Origin of the sequence: Paenibacillus sp. cl123 (genome assembly GCF_900101595.1) — a bacterium.
In the GTDB taxonomy this organism is placed as follows: domain Bacteria; phylum Bacillota; class Bacilli; order Paenibacillales; family NBRC-103111; genus Paenibacillus_G.
Genome location: NZ_FMYY01000010.1, coordinates 127,624 through 145,167, shown reverse-complemented (window position 1 = coordinate 145,167; position 17,544 = coordinate 127,624). Strand labels below are relative to the sequence as shown.

The window sequence follows — 17,544 nt, the reverse complement described above, 5'->3', positions numbered from 1 at the left end:
ATGTCTCCCCCTTATTCTTCTTCTACAAAGCGCGGCACGCTCAGCGTAACGACTGCACCGGAGATGGCGCCGTTCTCGATTGCCACGCGCACGCCGGATTTGTAATAAAACCTGCACCGCCTAACGACATTCCACAGCCCGATATGCTCATCCGGCTGCGAGTCGAAGAACGACGAGGACTGCAGCCGCCCCAGCGGCTCACTCCCGAAGCCCCTGCCGTTATCCCGCACCTCGATCAGCACCGCCGAGTCTCGGGTTTCGTCAGGCTTGACGCATACCTCGATCGTAAACCGCTCGCCGGGCTTGACCGTAAAGCCGTGGACCATTGCGTTCTCCACGAGCGGAAGAATGGTGGAGGGCGGAATCCGGCAGGAAGCGACGTCTTGGTCCAGGCGGATGGTGTAATCAAGCTTTTCGGGAAACCTGACCTGCTGAATGCCCAGGTAGCTGGCGATATGCGTTAATTCTTCCTCCATCGTCATGGATGCGGCATGCGTGCGGATAGCGAACCGGAAATATTTAACCAGATGAATCGCCATCTGCTGGATAATATCGAACTGACGGGTTTGCGCCAAATTGTAGACGATATTGAGCGAGTTCATAAAAAAATGCGGATGAATCTGCGCCTGCAGATGCTGCAGCTCGGCCCGCTGCGTACGGATTTGCTCCTCGTAGACGTCGATCTTCAGCACCTCGATCTGCTTGACCATCGTATTGAACGTTTCGCCGATGACCCGGAATTCCATCAGCCCGCTATTGGTAAACCTAACCGACAAGTCACCTGCGTAGATGCGCCGCATCCCTGTAATCAGTTGGGTAATCGGCTTGTAAATGGAGCGCTGCAGAAACAGCAGATACAGCGCCAGGATCAGCACGGCCAGCAGCGGCACATAATACGTCAGCCGCTGGAACCAGGCCAGCCCCTCCAGCAGGTTATGCTCCGGAATCATCACGACAAGCTGAATATCGGCTTTAGCGGAAGGCTGGATGACGAGCAGAAATTTTTCCCACAGCTGAACGATCTGGTACGGCTTGCCGCTCTCCTTCCCGGTCTCCTTCCCGCTTTCCTTCCAGACAGCTAGCGGTGCGTCTCCGTTGAAGCGGGGATCTGCGGCATGGGTCAGCGGAATTCCTTCCTTGGACAGGAATAGAGCTTGACCGTCCGTGCCCAGATGCAGCAAATTAAGCGGGACCATGAGCCTCGCGATATCTACCCAAGCGCCGACATACGACTTGTAGCCTGTGTCGACAACCCGGACCAGCGAGTACTGGCCGTCATGCTGAATAAGCAGCCACGAGCGAAAAAGCTGTTCGCCGCCCTGCTCGCCCTCAGCCATCAATTGGTCCAGGCGTGCCTTGATCGACTGCTTGCGTTCATGGGCGACATCCTGCTGGGTCGCCATCAGCAGCTCGCCCTGCTTGGCGTTATAAGCGAACAAAGCGTCCACGTTCCGGTAATAGTTCGTATTTATATACAAGTTATTCAATGTCCGGACCTTGGCCAGGTAAGCATCCGGGTTGTCCTTGTCGTACGTGCTGAGCGACAGCAGCTCATTATCCTGGCTGGCCGTCTTAAACACATAGTTTTCAAGGTCTTCCAGCACCTGATCGATTTGACTCATATACATGCGGGTCAGGTTTTTGTTGGATAAGGATACCTGCGAATGCACCACATCCATCGCATAGGTGTTGTTCCACAACAGCAGCAGTACTAGCGGAACGGTAATGTAAGCAAAGCCGAGGATCAGTCTCGAGCGAAGGGTCGCTCTTTTCATGCCCTTCCCTTCTTTCCTTGTTGTACGGTTTTCCCGATTTGAATCGACGTATTCGACACGCTCCCCATAAACCCTTTTTTTACCATCCAAAGAATAAATGTCAGCCGCCGGAGAATGCGATCCCGGTGTCATGCTTCCCCTCTTCCTCGAAGCGCTGAAGGAAGCGGCATGGATAAAATGATAGAAGAAACGCAGCGACAACTAGACGAAAGGGCCAAAAACCGATAGGATATGAAGAGGTGCCTGGCCAACCTGGTCCCGCTCCAAGGAGCCGGGGCTTACAGGTACAAACCAACGAGCAAAGGGGAATGAACGAATGCCTTATCTGGCAAATCCTAACCGATACGATACGATGCAATACCGCCGCACCGGACAAAGCGGCTTGAAGCTGCCGGCGGTCTCGCTCGGACTCTGGCATAATTTTGGCGGGGTTGATGTTTATGAACGGGGACGCGAGCTTGTGCTTCGCGCTTTCGATCTCGGCATTACCCATCTGGATCTTGCCAACAACTACGGGCCGCCTCCCGGCAGCGCCGAAGAGAATTTCGGCCGTATGCTTCGCGAGGATCTGCGTCCTTACCGGGATGAGCTGATCATCTCCACCAAGGCCGGATATTATATGTGGCCGGGACCTTACGGCGAGTGGGGCTCGAAGAAATATCTCGTCTCCAGCCTCGATCAGAGCCTGAAGCGGATGGGATTGGATTACGTCGATATTTTCTACCATCATCGTCCAGATCCGAACACGCCGCTCGAAGAAACGATGGCTGCGCTTGACCTGATCGTCCGTCAAGGCAAGGCGCTGTACGTCGGACTATCCAACTACAAGCCGCAGGAAACGCGCGAAGCCGCTGCCATTCTGAAACGTCTGGGCACGCCTTGCCTGATCCATCAGCCGAGCTATTCGATGCTTAACCGCTGGATCGAGGACGGTCTGCAGGATGTGCTGGATGAGGAGGGCATTGGCTCCATCGTGTTCTCTCCGCTGCAGAAGGGCATTCTGACCGACCGTTACCTGAACGGCATTCCGAAGGATTCCCGGGCTGCGGGACAAAGCGTTTTCCTGAGGCCGGAGGACTTGACGGACGAGCTGCTGGCCAAGGTCGCCAAGCTGAATGACATCGCCGCCGGGCGCGGCCAGAAGCTGTCGCAGATGGCCGTCGCCTGGATTCTCCGCGGAGGACGGGTAACGTCCGCTCTGATCGGCGCCAGCAAGGTGAGCCAGATCGAAGACGCCGTAGGCGCGCTCGCGAACCTGGAGTTTTCCGATGCGGAGCTGGCCGACATCGAAGCCGTGCTGCACGGCTAATGGTTCAGGTCTAGCTTCACAAGCAAGCCTGCATAATAAAAAAAGCGGAACCAGAAGTCGCTGCCACCCGGTTTCAACCTTTGGAGAAGGTGAAGCCGGAGCAATGCCTGTCTGAGTTCCGCTATTTTTATGCAATCCTTGCGGGAAGTTCCGCTGCCCCGTTATTTGAACAGCGCATTGAACAAGGCTTGCGCGCATTCGGCCCGCGTCGCTTCCGATTGCGGGTCAAACCGTCCCTCGCCTTTGCCGCTCAGCAATCCGGCGCTAAGCGCCTTGGCTGCCGCTTCGCCTGCCCACCCGGCAATATCCGCCGAATCCGCAAATGCTGCGTTTGCGTCCCGCTCGATCACATGAAACTTTCGTTCCCATGCCCGTACGAGGAGAACGGCCATCTGTTCGCGCGTAACCGGTTCGTTCGGAGCAAACCGATCTTGCGCCACGCCTTCCACAAGCCCATGCTCGACAGCGGCGCCGATAGCCTGACTGTACCAGGCGCCGGCCTCCACGTCGGAGAAGTCGGCGGCGCCTGAGGCCGAAAGACCGAGAGCCCGTACGAGCATTGCCGTCAACTCCGCTCTTGTCACTACCGCCTCAGGGGCGAAGGTATGCTCCGTTACCCCTTCGGCCACATGCTTCGCCGCAAGCACTTGAAGCGCCTCGCCGGCCCAATGGCCTGCCGGAACGTCCGTATAGGACTTTTTATATTCCAGCACCACATAAGTGCCGAGCTCGTTCAATTCCGCGGTCAGGACCTGGTCCTTCACCGTACCGCCGACATACGCCAGCGAGCCGTCTTTGTTCACGGCGTACAGTCCGAGCAAACGCGGATCGCCCCCGCCATCTACCTGCAGAGCTATTTGGACAGGCTGCTCCGGCAGCTTCACCGCGGCTTCGCTTTCGCCTGCCTTGACGGCCGACAGGCCAAAGGTAAACGCCCCGCTGACCGCCTTATATCCGCCCGCATTCTTCGGCGCTTCGGCCCGCTTGACCTGGACGACAAGCTGAGATTGCGAGCCGTCTGAACCAAGCGCCGCCGACGCAGCCTTCAGCCACTCCGCCGGAACGGTCAAGCTCGCTCCGTCTTTTTTGACTTCAAGAGGCTTCTCTTTCAGAGAAGTCAGCACATCTGCGCCGATGGCAAGCTCGGATTTGCCGTTTTCCAGCTCAAGCTGCGAATTTCCGCCTTCTGTCTTGATGTCGCCAGGCACGATGACTTGCCGGTCCGGCTTGTCCTCCTCCGGTTGTCCGGGAGCCAAGCCGCCGCCGACAGTCGTACTTCCTGTATCGCTGCCGCCACCATTGTTATCGCCACTCGCGGTGACGCGAAGAGAGGCAGTCAACGCTTGACCGTGTTCCGATGTGCCGGTGATCACGACGCTGCCCGGCTTACGAGCCTTGATGCGTCCGCCCGCGCTGACTTCGGCTACGACAGGATCGCTGCTGGTCCACGTATAGCTGCCGGTTACCTGCTCCGGCGGGCTGTACCCCCGGCTTGCCTGCACGTTGGCCTGCGCTTCGCCCCCGGCATGCAGCGACTGAGGGATGCCCGTTAAAGTTCGGGTATCGTAGCTCCGCGCCATATCAAGGTTCAGCTTAATGAGCCGGTCCATGGAATACGACGACATGTAGCGGAAATGGTTGGCGCCCGATTCGAAATTGACATACAGATGATCCGCTCCGTTCTCCCGGCGGATAAACATGTTCTCGGAAGAAGTCGGAACCATGATGGAGCCGGTGCTGTTCAGGCTGTCCAGGAACCAGACAGGAACCACAGCGCCTCCGATGTTCACTTGCGTATCCTTGGTCGACAGATCCGATATATCCGGCATCGCAAAGCGGAGGATGGAATTGTAAGGCCGCCCGTAGTTGTAGGTCAGCAGCACCTCTCCTTGGTTGAACTCAACCCCTTGAATTTTATCGCCGATGCTCAGCACGTACTCCGGCACATACTTCACCATGCTCTCCTCCGAGAAGCTCGGCGTGTTTGCAGGAAGCAGATCGTTTCCGTCAAGCGGATACCCGGCGATCCAGGACAGATGCGTTTCTCCGCTCCTGTTCTGCAGCGTATGCGATGCAGGCGTCGTATACGACGGCGGATTGCTGTACTCTCCGACCCATAGAATGCCGTCGCTGTAAGCGGCAAAGGAGGAATTCGTGACGACGCCGAACGAATCGGCGAATTGGGCGAAGCCTCCGTCTTCCGCATCGATGAGCTTTTGCACCGGCAGCCGGTACATGCGCTTGCCGGAGGACAGCCATATGTTTTCCCGGCTTACGGCAACGCCCCCTGCATGACCGACGTAGACCGAGCCGTCCGGATTTTTCAGATTGACGTATTTCACCATCTCGCCTGTCCGGGCATCCACAACAGCCAATGTGCTCGGGTCGCCGTTGTACTGGTAGGCCGCCATCAGAATCCACTCACGCTCGTCATCCGCGTAGTAAGACATCCCTTGGGGAACATGGCCCTGCACCAACCCAGGGATGACAGGGCCAGGCTGCTCCTGAATATCCCAAGCCATCCGGAATCTCTCCCGCGTCAGCTCATTCGCCGGGCTTGACGGCCGTTCCGTTTGCGTCATGACCGCGTAGGCAGGCGTAGCGGACGCCGTTACGCGAGGCGACTCATTGCCGGCCGCATCCACTGCGCTAAGCGCGAACTTTACGGCAACCTCCCCCGGCAATGACAACGCCGTGAAGGAAGTTTCGCTTGCAGGCAAGGTCAGCTCCAGCTGGCCGTCCTTGTACAGCCGGTACCCGGCCAGGTCGGCATCGGTATTGGACTGCCAGCTGACGGTTGCCTCTCCAGCGCCGGGCGCTGCCTGAAACCCGGACGGAGCTGCCGGAGGCGTCCGATCCTCGCCCGCGTCGCGAGGGACTTGCGCCGGCTCCGCCATGCCCGGAGTCGTCGGCTGCAGCACGCCCGCCATGCGCATCATATGGCCCCCGAACATCGGATAGGCGAAGGTAATGCCTTTTTTCTCGCCAAATTGCCCTGCCGTATATTCAGCCGCAATAAGCACGCTGCCGCCAGGCTCTACGATCTCGATCAGGCCGCCGGAGTTATTCAGTCCGCCTGCGCCGTCAGCCAACAGGATAGCGGATTCCGGGACGTATTTCTGCTCCTGGAAGCCGTAATACGAGAAGTTGAAGCCATCCTTCTTCAAGTATTGGAGTCCTGCGGGACGCACCCATACGTGAACGGTCCCTTTGGGCTCAAGGATCGTCGTTTCTTCGATCGTCCACGACCAGTTTTTCGTCGAATCGCTCGGCTGGGTGAAGCGGACTGTTTTTCCTTTCAGATCAATCGCATGCGCACCGGCGTTGTACAGCTCGATGTATTCGTAAGCATCGTAAACATCGCGCGCTTCGAGCGGCTCCGTGTTCCATGTATCCGGCACCACCTCGGTAATGAGCAGAGCCGGCACCGCATCGGCGACAGGAGTCACGACAGCCGGCGCCGTGAGAGCCGATTCTCTTCCAGCCGTATCGACCGAGCTCAGCTGCACGGATACCGCAACGCCGTTGTCCAGGCCGTCGATCACCGCTTCATGCTGCGGCATGAGCAGCTTTTTCTGAACGACGCCATCGAGATACACGTTCACGTAGGCAACGTCCGGCTCAAGCGCAGCGGGGTCCCATGCCGCCTTTACGCCGCCCGCTCCGGGAGTGATCTCCACACCCGCCGGCGCAGCGGGAGGCAGCTTGTCGGCAGGGTCGGCCACATACTGAACCGGATACAGGTACCCGGGATTCGCCTGGGCACTGAATCTTTCCGCCGATACCGCCCCGTTATTACGGTCGGGAATAAAATTGGCCGTGATGCTTTCGCCGATATCCGCGACCTCATAGGCCACGTCGCTCAGCACGATGCCGTCGGGGTCCAGAAACTTCACGCCGCGCGGAGCGGAGTTCGACATGCCTCCATTGATGACGGTGAACAGCTGGTCTTCCGTAATCGAGCTGCCGTAAGCGATGTTGAATTCCGTCAATCCGACATGCTGAACGCCCGTATTTTTGAACCAGATAATAAATGTTCCCTGCGGCGGCACAATTTTGTCTTCCGAAATGACATATTCACTGGCTACTGCGCTGTACTTCAGCTTGAAGCCCTTGAGGTTGATCGGAGTGCCGGTCGTATTGTATAACTCGATAAATTCGAAGGCGTCGGTTCCGCCCGTTTTATAATCGCTGTTTTTCGTATTCGGCGCCATTTCCGTCAACACGAATGAAGGAGCCGCCTGCGGCTTCTGCGTAACAACGGCCGGCTGCACGGACACAAGGCCCGTCGAGCTTACGCCGTACACGGCAAAGGTAACCGGCTCGCCATTGGTTAGTCCCGTGACGTTATACGACGTTCCTGTGATGGTGCCTGGCAGCCGTACCCCGTCCCGATAAATATGGTAGCCGGCTGCATCGATCGACGAATCCCAGCTCAGTCGCACCGCTCCGTCGCGCGGAAGCGCCTGCAGGCCGGCCGGAGTTGCCGGGATGACCGGAATGCCCGCTCTCCCCTTCACCGGAGCAGAGGCGGGAGACACCTGGCCGTCCTGATAAACCGACGATACGGTAAATTCATACTCGCTGCCGTTGCTCAGGTTTGTGTACGTATACGTGGCGCCTGTTACGGTAGCTGCCGGGAGACCGTTTCGCGAATATATCTTGTATCCCGCAATATCCGGATCGCTGTCCGGCGTCCATGACAGCGTCAGGCTTTGCTCGCCGCCTGCGGCCGTGATCTGGCCTGGCGCAGCGCCCGAAACTTCGTCCGCAGCGACGCGTCCCGGGGTTGCCGTCTTGTTGCCGCCGTTGTGCAGCATAGCGAGGCCGCCGGAAGGCTGCTTGAACGAGATGCCTTGGTTTTTGAATGTATCATCCGCGCCGCTCAAGAAATAGGTGGCGGTTACGATTTCCGTGCCCTGCTGATCCAGCAGCGCGATTTCGATATCTTGTTGGGTTGCGCTTCCGTTGTACAAGCCGGAAACATTTTTCAGCATATGAATACGCTCGTCCGGCAAATCGGCTGCAGAAATGCTGTAGTTGATGCGGAATTGATCGCGACTCAAGGCGGCGTCCGATGAAATCCCGCTTGCTTGGGTCCAGATCAGCACGGTTTCACGGGGAGGGATGATGACATGACCCAATGTGCCTTCCCAGGTGCCGCTTCCCGTCTTTACATTCCCTCTCAGCTTGTAGCCCGTTAAGTCCAGCGCCGTGTCGGTGGCATTGTAAAGCTCCACATACTCATAGCCGTCCAGGGAACCTATATTCTCCGAATCAGGCACCAGCTCCGTAATCAGCACAGCCGGAGCAGGCGATACCGCTTCAGCGCCGGCCGGGGGCAGCCCCGCCGCCGCCGAGGCGGCCAGCATCGACAGCACCGTCGTGCGCGCTGCCGCTTGTTTAAACCCGCGTATCATAAGTCTCCTCCTTGGTCCTATGAAATTCTGTCTGCTGAACCGTCAGAAGACGTCAAAAAGCCGGATGTCCGGGAAGCAGACATGGCAAAAAAAGCTCAGGCTTCCCCCGGCCCGACAAGCACGCGCATTAACGCGCATGCTATCTGGCAAGGAATAGACGCCTGGGCTTTCTCACATGTCTCCACCCATGATCATCCGGCTAAACAAGCTGCAAACGGTTTCAGTAGGACTATTATCGGTCCTATGCGGAAAAAATGCAACTACTTTTTGCCAAGCACTTAAACAACTCGCTTCAGCAGTCCTGGAAATCGCCGCCTGAGAGCTGCAAATTTCCTCATCCCGCCTGTAATCCGGGCACTGGCAGCCAGCCGGAGATCAGCATGGCAAAGGCTTTACTTCACCCAAATTTCCGCCTCGGTGATGCTGTTCCAGGTGTTTACGCTATTGCCGTGCCCGACGATTCGGATATGGCCCGCCAAGGCGTCAGGGAAATCCACCGTTTCCAAGCCGGTCGTCCCTCCGCTGCTTGTGCCGCTGTACACAGTCGTCCATGTCGACCCGTTCATTGAAAGTTGAATATCGAAGGAAGAAGTTCTGGAGCTTCCTTGATGCCAAGCCAGCTTCACATAATCGACCGTCTGCGCTGCGCTCAGCTGATAGGCGATCCATTGCCCGTCTCCTTGGGCCGACCAGCGGGTAGCGAGACTACCGTCTATGGTGTTGCCCGGTACATTGCCATCATGCGTGCTGGCCGTCACGCTGGAGGCCGTCAATGCCGCCTTGGATGCTCCGGAGGCGCTTGCCGTCACGTTCCCCTTGTACATGTTGCCGGAAGGGGTCCGCGTATTGCCGGAGGCCGTGGCGGTGGCGCCGGCATCCGCATTCACCACATAGGCGGCCGAATTGTCCAGATGCAGGACGTTATCGACGAAGCTGGCGTTCTTCCCCCATCCCGTGACGCGTTCATGTACTTGAAAGGCATCGACGATCTTGCTGTTGCCATTGCGGTAGCCCGTATTTCCGCGAATCACGTCGCCATTTCCCTTCACATCGATAAAACTGTCCGCATAGTTCGCCCCGCTGATTCCGGTACCGTTGAATATATTATTCTCAACCAGCGTCCGCTCCGACCCTTCCTTGATATCGATATGCTCGGCCGTTACGCCGGGACCGATCGTATTGCCCACAATCCGGTTGTCATTGGTGGACTTGTTGAAGGTGGACCATTTGCCTTGATCCGAGCCGACATAGACGCCTTCCCCAAACCCGGCATTCACCAGTCCCACATCATGAATATAGGAGTTTTGAATCGTATTATTGGAGCTTCCATCCCGATAGTGGACCCCCTCCTCGCCGATCTGAAACACCTCCGCCCCATCGATCAGCGTATAATTGGCATGATCCAGCACGATGCCCTTTTTCGCATTTTTCACTTTCAGATTTTTAATCACCCAGTGATCGCCGGTCACATGCAGCGTATAACCGCTGCCTGTCCCTCCTCCGTCAAGGGTCGCTTTGTTGGAGACGCTTGCACTTTGCAGGGTGATGGGGGCGGCGGCAGTCCCGTTGGCAGCGGCTACAAAATTTCCATTGAGCTGGGCGCCGGCAGCTAACGTGATCGTGTCACCCGGCGCAGCATTGGCTAACGCGGTCTGCAGACACGACGAGGTGCTGCAGGTGACGGATGCCGCATCGGCCGGTGAAGCGGCAGACATCAGACCCGAGACGGTCAGCAGCAGGGCGGCGGATACGGGAAACAAAGGGTGAATTTTCATGATCATACCTCCTCAAAATGAATGGCAATCCGTTGCTAAACAATCGTTGCTTGAACAACCTCCTCACTTTTTGATAGCGCTTACAAATTGAATTTTATATCATTTCGTTTTGGTCCGCTTGTGATATTTTTATCCTCTATTGGTATTTTTTTGTTTCCGGCAAAAAAAATCAGCAAGCCTGCGTCCGTCCAATCAACGGACCGCTAGCTTGCCGATCGATAAACATCTTCCTTCGTTCTGCGATGCGGATTCCTATTACTTAAACACTTTCAAACGCTCGTCAACCGGCTTGAACTCCTTGTCGCCAGCAGGAGCCGTCGGCTTGCCGAACACGAGCTGAGCAACGAGCGACCAGTTCTCGGGAAGCTTCCACTCCGATTTGACCTGCTCGTCGATCAGCGGGTTGTAGTGCTGCAGGTTCGCGCCCAAACCTTCGGCCTCAAGCGCCGTCCAGATAACAAACTGGTGCATAGCGCTGGTGTGCTGGGACCAGACCGGAAAACGGTCCTGATAAGTTGCGAAAGCTGCCTGCAGTCCTTGGATAACCGACTCATCCTCGAAAAACAGCACGGTGCCGTAGCCGCCGCGGAAGCCATCCATTCTTTGCTTGGTCGATTCAAACTGATCGGCAGGTACGATCGCTTTCAGCGTGGCGGTTGTAATATCCCACAGCTTGTCATGCTGTTCGCCCAGCAGCAGCACCAGACGGGTGCTTTGCGAGTTGAAGGCGGAAGGCGTATGCTTGATGGCCTCTTCAACAATCTCCTGAATTTTTTCATCCGAAATCGTCGATTCCTTGCTAAGCGTATAAATGCTGCGTCTTCCTTTGATTGCTGTCCAGAAATCTGTAGCCATGTTCTTATTCCTCCGATATAGTCAGATATTGGTAGTCCATTAAGAATTATAACCAAGCGGCTATAAAAAATAAAGTGAAACATTTTTAGTCAATGACTAACTAATTGCGTCATGCGTCTGACAAGCGCGATGCCCTCGTCATAGAACTTCCCAAGACCAAAGTCCAGCTGCCAACTAAACCATGGACCGTTATGGTATTCCCTAATATTAGCTACACTATGTAAGGAGAATTGAAACAACGAGACGGTTTAAGGAGAGCAGCTTATATGGAATGGATCACCGCACTTTCTGAGCAGTACGGATATATTGTCTTGTTGCTCGGCTTATTCGCCGAGTCGCTTGCACTGCCTTTTCCGGGGGAACTCGCGATGGCCGTATTCGGACATCTGACGTCGCTCGGCAGCCTTCATCTGCCGGTTGTCATGCTTTATTCGTATGGAGGAGCGCTTGCCGGAACGATGCTTACCTATTATCTGGGCTATCGGCTGGGCACACCGTTCTTCGATAAATACGGCAAGTTTTTTCTGCTTAACGCCAAGCGGATCGAAAAAGTTTCAAGCTGGTTTGCCAAATACGGGGATAAAATCATTCTCATCAGCTATTTCGTTCCGGGCCTGCGGCATTTTACCGGTTATGTGTCCGGCATGCTGAAAGTGCGCTTTACGACGTTGCTCATTTATAACGGCTTGGGAGGAGCGCTCTGGGTTACCCTTTACGTGATGATCGGCAAGCTGTTCGGCCACCGGATCGGCGAGCTGCTGCACCAGATTTCCCAGTATTCCGCCGCGGCTGTTGCAGGATTGGCCGTACTGCTCATCGCCGCGTTCGTAGTTAAACAGAAAAAAACGGCCATTACCAAATGGTTAGGCCGCAATTTATAAATGGAGTCCGACATTGCAAAGTTCGAGGTATTCCCTTAAAATGAAAACTGATACTATGGGAACTGATGTTCCAGTTTGATTTCAGGGAGGTATCGACAGCTTTGCTCCAACCGACACATGGCGCTGCGGGAGTGCTTGCAGCCGAACTCGTACTTCTCCAATTCGATATTCCCCTGATGTCCTGGGAAGCGGCAGCCGGCGTTCTGATCGGGTGCATTGCCGGTCCTTTGGCGGATATTGACAAGCAGGGCTCCATCATGGCCAAAATCTTTTTTCCCGTATCCGCCCTGCTTCGCGTGCTGAAAATCAAGCACCGGACTTTTACGCATTCGCTGGCTTTTCTGCTGGTGCTCGGCGTGCTGGCCGTTCCTATGCCACCGCTCTATTACTGGATTTTTCTGGCCGCGTACGCGTCCCATCCTTTGATCGACCTGTTCAACGAACAGGGGGTGCAGCTGCTGTGGCCCCTGAAGCTCAAGATTCGCCTGCTTCCCCGTTTCATGGCGGTAGACACCGGCTCGACCGGCGAAGTCATGTTCCGCTGGCTGCTGATCGCGGCAGGCGTCTGGCTGATTTTGCAGGATGCGGGGCTGGCATTTTTTACTGAAAACATGCGCTGAAGCTTTTGCCGTAAGGCTTAAGAGGAATCACCTTCTCAGGCGAACCGTCCAGGCCAGCAGCGCGGAAGCCAGCAAGCCTCCGGCAAATCCCCCCGCATGCGCATACAGATCGACGCGCGGGACGATGATCGAGTAGACGAGACCGACGATCACAATCGTCCGTACCGTCTGCTTCGTCTGGTAATCGATCAGATCCTTACGGAACACCGACAGGAACAGATAAGCCCCGTATACGCCATAGATGGCCCCCGACGCTCCCGCTCCGATATACGGCCCCGACTGCAGCCAGGCGCTGACGATATTGCCCGCTATCCCGCTTGCCACATAAAGCAGGATATACCTGCCCGATCCGAGCAGCCGCTCAAGCGGCGCAGCGAATACATACATGGCGAAGCTGTTGAACAGCAGATGCTCGAAGCCGATATGGACAAAAATAGCGGTCACATAACGCCATAGCTCCGGCTGCAAATCCGGCGCTCCGTACATAGCGCCAAATTCCAGCAGCGTCGCATTATTCCGCGAAGAGCCGTACCACTCCATCGCCAGCCAAACGAGCAGCTGAATGGCGATCAAGGAGGCATTGACGGGATACAGCTTGATGTACTGCTTTAAACTTTCTCGTCTGACAAACATATCCTCTCCCCTTCCACGCTTGCCTCGTCACAGCTTTTTCGTGCGAAGCTCTTCCGCATGAGCTTCGTCAGGCGCACCCAGACTGCGCGCCGCCCGGCGGTAAGCTCCCGGCGCCATCCCGACCGTCCGGCGAAACAACCGGACGAAGTAATTGCAGTCCGGGATGCCGACTGCGGCGCCGATCTCGGTTACCGTAAGGCCGCTGTGCGCGAGCAGACGCTTCGCCTCCTCCACCCTCAGCAGCTGCTGATACTGAATGGGACTCAGTCCGGTATGCTTTTTCAGACAGCGGGCCAGGTAATCGAAGTCAAAATGCAGCCGCTCGCTCAGCTGAGCCGCGCGAAATGGAGCGTCCAGCCGCTCGCGCAAATAGCTTTTCACCTGCTCGGACAGCAGATAGGAGCGGCTCTCGCTCCTGCGCCCCTTCAAGCCGTCCTGCAGCTTCGCCAGCAGGCCGTTCAGCGCCAGCTGAAGCTGGATCGCATGCTCCATCGTCAGGCTGTCCCGCAGCTGCAGGATCTGTTCCAGCAGCGGAATAAGACCATGCATGGCGACAGGGCCGTATTTGGGCAGAAACAACGACTGCCGCGGAGGCGTCAGATCATGATCGGAGCCCCGATTCACGAGATCATGCCACGGGATGCTCTGGATGCCGGGCAGACGCCGAAGCGGACGGTTATGCTTGAAGTGGACCCAATAAATTTCGGTCGGCTCCTCCGTCGGCTTATGTCCCGTGTGCAGCTTCCCCGGCTCCAGCAGCAGCGACTCTCCGGCCTTCACCTCGTAAGCCCGGTTCTCTTCGGTCATATACATCGTACCGCTGCTCACCAGCAGCAGATCGTATACCTCAAAACAGCGGGAAAAATGCTGCATTCCCGGCTTCCAGACAGCTCTCCCCGCCGTAAGAAATTGCGGCAGCGGGGGGATGCTCAGCTCCACAATCTCGATAGCGTCTGCCCCCTCTCCGTTCGGCTGCTTGCACAAGCGTTCTTCCTCTGTATCATACCGTTTCTCGGGCGGCCGCACAAATCCTGCCGATACGGGAAGCCCCCCTCGGCACCGTTATCTTTTAGTCGAAATTGTGCTATAGTTTCACGTTCCTGGTTCTACCTTTTCTCCGCTCTCCCGGTCTATAGTTAAGAGACTAGCGCCTGTTCGGTCCGAGTTGACCGCTATACGCCGGCTCTCTACGCCGGATAGGCCATCCTACTACAAGGAGTGTTTTCCTCTATGCGGTTTCGCCAGGTTCATCTCGACTTCCATACGTCCGAAGCCATCGACGGTATCGGCAAGCAATTCGACAAAAAGCAGTTCCAGGAGATGCTGCAGCTAGGGCATGTCGACTCGATCACCGTGTTCTCCAAATGCCATCATGGCTGGGCTTATCATCCAAGCACGGCCAATGAGATGCATCCGGGCCTTGGCTTCGATCTGCTGGGCGCTCAGATCGAGGCCGCACACGAGATCGGCGTCAAAACGCCCGTCTACTTGTCCGCAGGTCTTGACGAGAAGCTCGCGCTCCGCCACCCGGAATGGCTGATCCGCGACGCTCAGGGCTTGACCAATTGGGTCAAAAGCTTCCTGGAGCCGGGCTACCATCAATTTTGCCTGAACTCGCCTTATCTGGACATCCTGATCGCACAGATCGAGGAAGTGGTTCGTAATTATGACGCCGACGGCATCTTCCTGGACATCGTCGGTGTTCGCAGCTGTCTGTGCCACACGTGCATCCAGACGCTGCGCGGCGCCGGCGAGGACCCCCGCGATGCGGATGCCGTATTGGCCCTGGGAGAACGAACCTATGCGAACTATGCCCGGCGCGTGCGGGAAGCGATCGACGCGATCAAGCCGGGCTTGCCGGTCTTTCACAATGGCGGCCATATCCGCCGGGGGCGCCGGGATCTCGCCGCCATGAACTCGCATCTGGAGCTGGAATCTTTGCCGACCGGTGGCTGGGGGTATGATCACTTCCCGCTCTCGGCCCGTTACGCCCAGGGGCTCGGGATGCCGTTTCTGGGCATGACCGGCAAATTCCATACGAGCTGGGGAGAGTTCGGGGGCTTCAAGCATCCGAATGCGCTCCGCTATGAAACTTCGCTCAGTCTGGCGAACGGAGCGCGCTGCTCAATCGGAGATCAGCTGCATCCCGAAGGGTTTATGGACCCGGCGACCTACAGCTTGATCGGAGCGGCGTATCGCGAGGTTGAGGAGAAGGAAGGCTGGTGCGCGGAAGCGCGGGGAATCGCCGATGTGGCGCTGCTGTCAACCGAAGCATTCCGCTCCGCGGGCAGCGAACGCACGGAGGACCGGACAGGAGCAGCCGATACGGGAGCCGTACGCATGCTGCTCGAAGGACATATTCTGTTCGATGTCGCAGACCGGGAGACCGACTTCAGCCCTTACAAAGTGCTGGTGCTGCCGGATGAAATTCCCGTCGACGCCGAATTGGCGGCAAGGCTCGAAGCCTATGTCGCTCAAGGGGGCAAGCTGCTCGCAACCGGCCGCTCCGGGCTTCGTCCGGACGGCAGCGGCTTTGCGCTCGATCTGGGCGTCACCCGGGAAGGGGACTCTCCATTCAGCCCCAGCTACTTCAGGCCCTATTTCGAGCTTCCGAGCCTGAGCGGCTCAGCCTTCGTCTTCTACGGAGCCGGACAGAACGTGCAGGCTTCGGACAGCGCCCGCGTGCTGGGCCATCGGGAAAATCCTTACTTTAACCGGGAGGCCTTCACCTTCTGCTCGCATCGGCATACGCCCAGCGCGCTGCGCAATGACGGACCTGGCATGGTCGCCACCGGACATAGCGTCTATATCGCCTGGGACGTGTTCAGCGATTATGCGACAAAAGGGAGCCTGGCACTCAAGGAAACGGTTCTCTACGCGCTCAGTCTGCTGCTGCCCGCCCCGGCCTTGACGACTACGCTGCCGGCCCAGGGCATCGTTACGTTAACCGAACAGCCGGAAGAGCGGCGGTACGTCAATCATCTGCTGTACGCCGTGCCCGTGAAGCGCGGACAAAATATTGAAGTGATCGAAGATATCGTGCCGCTGTTCGATATCGAGGTGACCGCGCGCATCGGTGCGAAGCCGCGCGGCGTCTATCTGGCGCCGCAGTTGACGCCGCTCAGCTTCCAGGCGGAGGAAGAGTCCGGCACAGGCAGCTTCGCCGTGCGCTATACCGTGCCTCGGCTGGAATGCCATCAGATGGTTGTCATCGACATATAAGGAGCCCTCGCGGCTCATCCCGGCAACAGATAAGCCCGCCTTCTTCCTGCGCGCAGGGAAAAGGCGGGCTTATAGCTTTACAGGTTGTCTACTTTAGAAGGAATGCCGTCTTCGGGACGCTCCCGCCGCATTTTCTGCGCTACCTGCGAGTCTCCAGGCCGTGGAATTATCCCCATTCGGCTCCAGCTCCAGAAACAACGGACGCTCGTACGGCGTCTTATTCGGCGTATGGATGGACAGCATCAGACGGCCGTCGAAAGCCCGAAATACCATCGCATGCCCGCCGTCGTTCCGATATAAGGCTGCAGGCTCGTGTACCCAAGGGCCAAGCACGCTCCCGCCGGCCGACCTGGCAACCCCTAGCGCATAACGGTTGTCGATAAAGCTGGCCCACAGCATCAGCAGACAACCGTCCTCCCCTCGGATAAGAAAAGGGCCGTCCGTCACATAGTTCTCCTGATCCGGGTACTTAACGGCATAGAAGGAAGTGGTCCAAGGCGCCTCGGAAGCGCTGAACAGCACGACCGGCTCGCCAACCGCCTCGCGCAAATCGGCAGACAGCCTGACCGCGCATACTTGTCCGTCCCCGATCTGCTGCCACTCGTGGCAAAATACCATCCACGGACCTCCCGCTTCGTCGACAAACAGCGTGCCGTCAAGCGAGCTCCAACCGGCCGGCGTCACCGGACCGGAGCTGTGCGGCTCGAACGGTCCCTTCAGCGAATCGGACACCAATACCGCCGTGCCGAGCAAGCCGTTATCCTTGCGCCGGAATGTCGCGAACATGTACCAACGTCCGTCATAAGCGTACACTTCAGGCGCCCAGAAGTTCGTGTCCGAATAAAAATCATCGCGCGGCCTGAAAACAGGATAAGGTCCTTCCCAATTCTCCAGATCCTCGCCAACGTACATGTCAAACCCGGTGCCCTTCCCCCAAATATTCGCGTCCGTGCTTCCAAACAAATAGTACTTCCCCTCCGACTGCATCGGCAATACGAACGGATCTCGAATTTGCAGCTCGCTGTTGGGTATCATCGCATAGTCTCCTTGTCTG

11 protein-coding genes are annotated in these 17,544 nt (G+C 57.1%); 4 read left to right on the top strand and 7 right to left on the bottom strand.

Annotation, left to right across the window (positions count from 1 at the left end):
- Positions 1 to 11: 11 nt before the first annotated feature.
- Complete coding sequence (locus BLR08_RS17475; protein WP_176835545.1) at positions 12 to 1,775, bottom strand: sensor histidine kinase; 1,764 nt, start codon at positions 1,773 to 1,775, stop codon at positions 12 to 14.
- Positions 1,776 to 2,091: 316 nt separating this feature from the next.
- Here BLR08_RS17475 and mgrA point away from each other — a divergent pair, with 316 nt between their 5' ends.
- Positions 2,092 to 3,084 (top strand): L-glyceraldehyde 3-phosphate reductase, encoded by a 993-nt coding sequence (mgrA, locus tag BLR08_RS17470; protein WP_072333109.1) that lies wholly within the window; start codon positions 2,092 to 2,094, stop codon positions 3,082 to 3,084.
- 161 nt (positions 3,085 to 3,245) lie between these two features.
- Here the strand turns inward: mgrA and BLR08_RS17465 are convergent, their stop codons facing one another.
- The 3 genes from BLR08_RS17465 to BLR08_RS17455 form a co-directional block, all read right to left on the bottom strand.
- Positions 3,246 to 8,504, bottom strand: a complete 5,259-nt coding sequence (locus BLR08_RS17465) for a lamin tail domain-containing protein (RefSeq protein ID WP_072333112.1) — start codon at positions 8,502 to 8,504, stop codon at positions 3,246 to 3,248.
- Between the two features lie 392 nt (positions 8,505 to 8,896).
- A complete protein-coding gene (locus BLR08_RS17460) occupies positions 8,897 to 10,279 on the bottom strand; it encodes a discoidin domain-containing protein (RefSeq protein WP_083537332.1) in 1,383 nt (460 codons plus the stop codon).
- A gap of 255 nt (positions 10,280 to 10,534) precedes the next feature.
- Entirely contained in the window at positions 10,535 to 11,134 is a 600-nt protein-coding gene (locus BLR08_RS17455; RefSeq protein WP_072333115.1) for a nitroreductase family protein, read from the bottom strand.
- A gap of 266 nt (positions 11,135 to 11,400) precedes the next feature.
- On the opposite strand from BLR08_RS17455, the gene BLR08_RS17450 reads away from it, so the two are divergent.
- Together BLR08_RS17450 and BLR08_RS17445 are read left to right on the top strand one after the other, a co-directional pair.
- Positions 11,401 to 12,015, top strand: coding sequence for a DedA family protein (locus tag BLR08_RS17450; protein WP_072333118.1), 615 nt, complete (start codon positions 11,401 to 11,403; stop codon positions 12,013 to 12,015).
- Between the two features lie 101 nt (positions 12,016 to 12,116).
- Complete coding sequence (locus tag BLR08_RS17445) at positions 12,117 to 12,635, top strand: metal-dependent hydrolase (RefSeq protein ID WP_072333121.1); 519 nt, start codon at positions 12,117 to 12,119, stop codon at positions 12,633 to 12,635.
- A 27-nt stretch (positions 12,636 to 12,662) separates the two neighbouring features.
- Here the strand turns inward: BLR08_RS17445 and BLR08_RS17440 are convergent, their stop codons facing one another.
- Both BLR08_RS17440 and BLR08_RS17435 read right to left on the bottom strand, forming a co-directional pair.
- The gene (locus BLR08_RS17440) at positions 12,663 to 13,268 is read right to left on the bottom strand and encodes a rhomboid family intramembrane serine protease (protein ID WP_072333124.1); all 606 of its coding nucleotides are present in this window, start codon (positions 13,266 to 13,268) and stop codon (positions 12,663 to 12,665) included.
- Between the two features lie 27 nt (positions 13,269 to 13,295).
- Positions 13,296 to 14,252 (bottom strand): AraC family transcriptional regulator, encoded by a 957-nt coding sequence (locus tag BLR08_RS17435; protein ID WP_072333127.1) that lies wholly within the window; start codon positions 14,250 to 14,252, stop codon positions 13,296 to 13,298.
- Between the two features lie 246 nt (positions 14,253 to 14,498).
- Between BLR08_RS17435 and BLR08_RS17430 the strand changes: the two genes are divergently transcribed.
- Entirely contained in the window at positions 14,499 to 16,490 is a 1,992-nt protein-coding gene (locus BLR08_RS17430) for a beta-galactosidase trimerization domain-containing protein (protein WP_072333130.1), read from the top strand.
- A gap of 93 nt (positions 16,491 to 16,583) precedes the next feature.
- On the opposite strand, the gene BLR08_RS17425 is transcribed toward BLR08_RS17430, so the two are convergent.
- On the bottom strand, positions 16,584 to 17,525 hold the full coding sequence (locus tag BLR08_RS17425; RefSeq protein ID WP_072333132.1) for a glycoside hydrolase family 43 protein: 942 nt from the start codon (positions 17,523 to 17,525) through the stop codon (positions 16,584 to 16,586).
- Between the last annotated feature and the right edge of the window lie 19 nt (positions 17,526 to 17,544).

Coding starts and splice junctions, on each gene's coding strand:
- BLR08_RS17475 (WP_176835545.1), bottom strand. CDS start 1,775: ATGAAAAGAGCGACCCTTCGCTCGAGACTGATCCTCGGCTTTGCTTAC.
- mgrA (WP_072333109.1), top strand. CDS start 2,092: ATGCCTTATCTGGCAAATCCTAACCGATACGATACGATGCAATACCGC.
- BLR08_RS17465 (WP_072333112.1), bottom strand. CDS start 8,504: ATGATACGCGGGTTTAAACAAGCGGCAGCGCGCACGACGGTGCTGTCG.
- BLR08_RS17460 (WP_083537332.1), bottom strand. CDS start 10,279: ATGAAAATTCACCCTTTGTTTCCCGTATCCGCCGCCCTGCTGCTGACC.
- BLR08_RS17455 (WP_072333115.1), bottom strand. CDS start 11,134: ATGGCTACAGATTTCTGGACAGCAATCAAAGGAAGACGCAGCATTTAT.
- BLR08_RS17450 (WP_072333118.1), top strand. CDS start 11,401: ATGGAATGGATCACCGCACTTTCTGAGCAGTACGGATATATTGTCTTG.
- BLR08_RS17440 (WP_072333124.1), bottom strand. CDS start 13,268: ATGTTTGTCAGACGAGAAAGTTTAAAGCAGTACATCAAGCTGTATCCC.
- BLR08_RS17430 (WP_072333130.1), top strand. CDS start 14,499: ATGCGGTTTCGCCAGGTTCATCTCGACTTCCATACGTCCGAAGCCATC.
- BLR08_RS17425 (WP_072333132.1), bottom strand. CDS start 17,525: ATGATACCCAACAGCGAGCTGCAAATTCGAGATCCGTTCGTATTGCCG.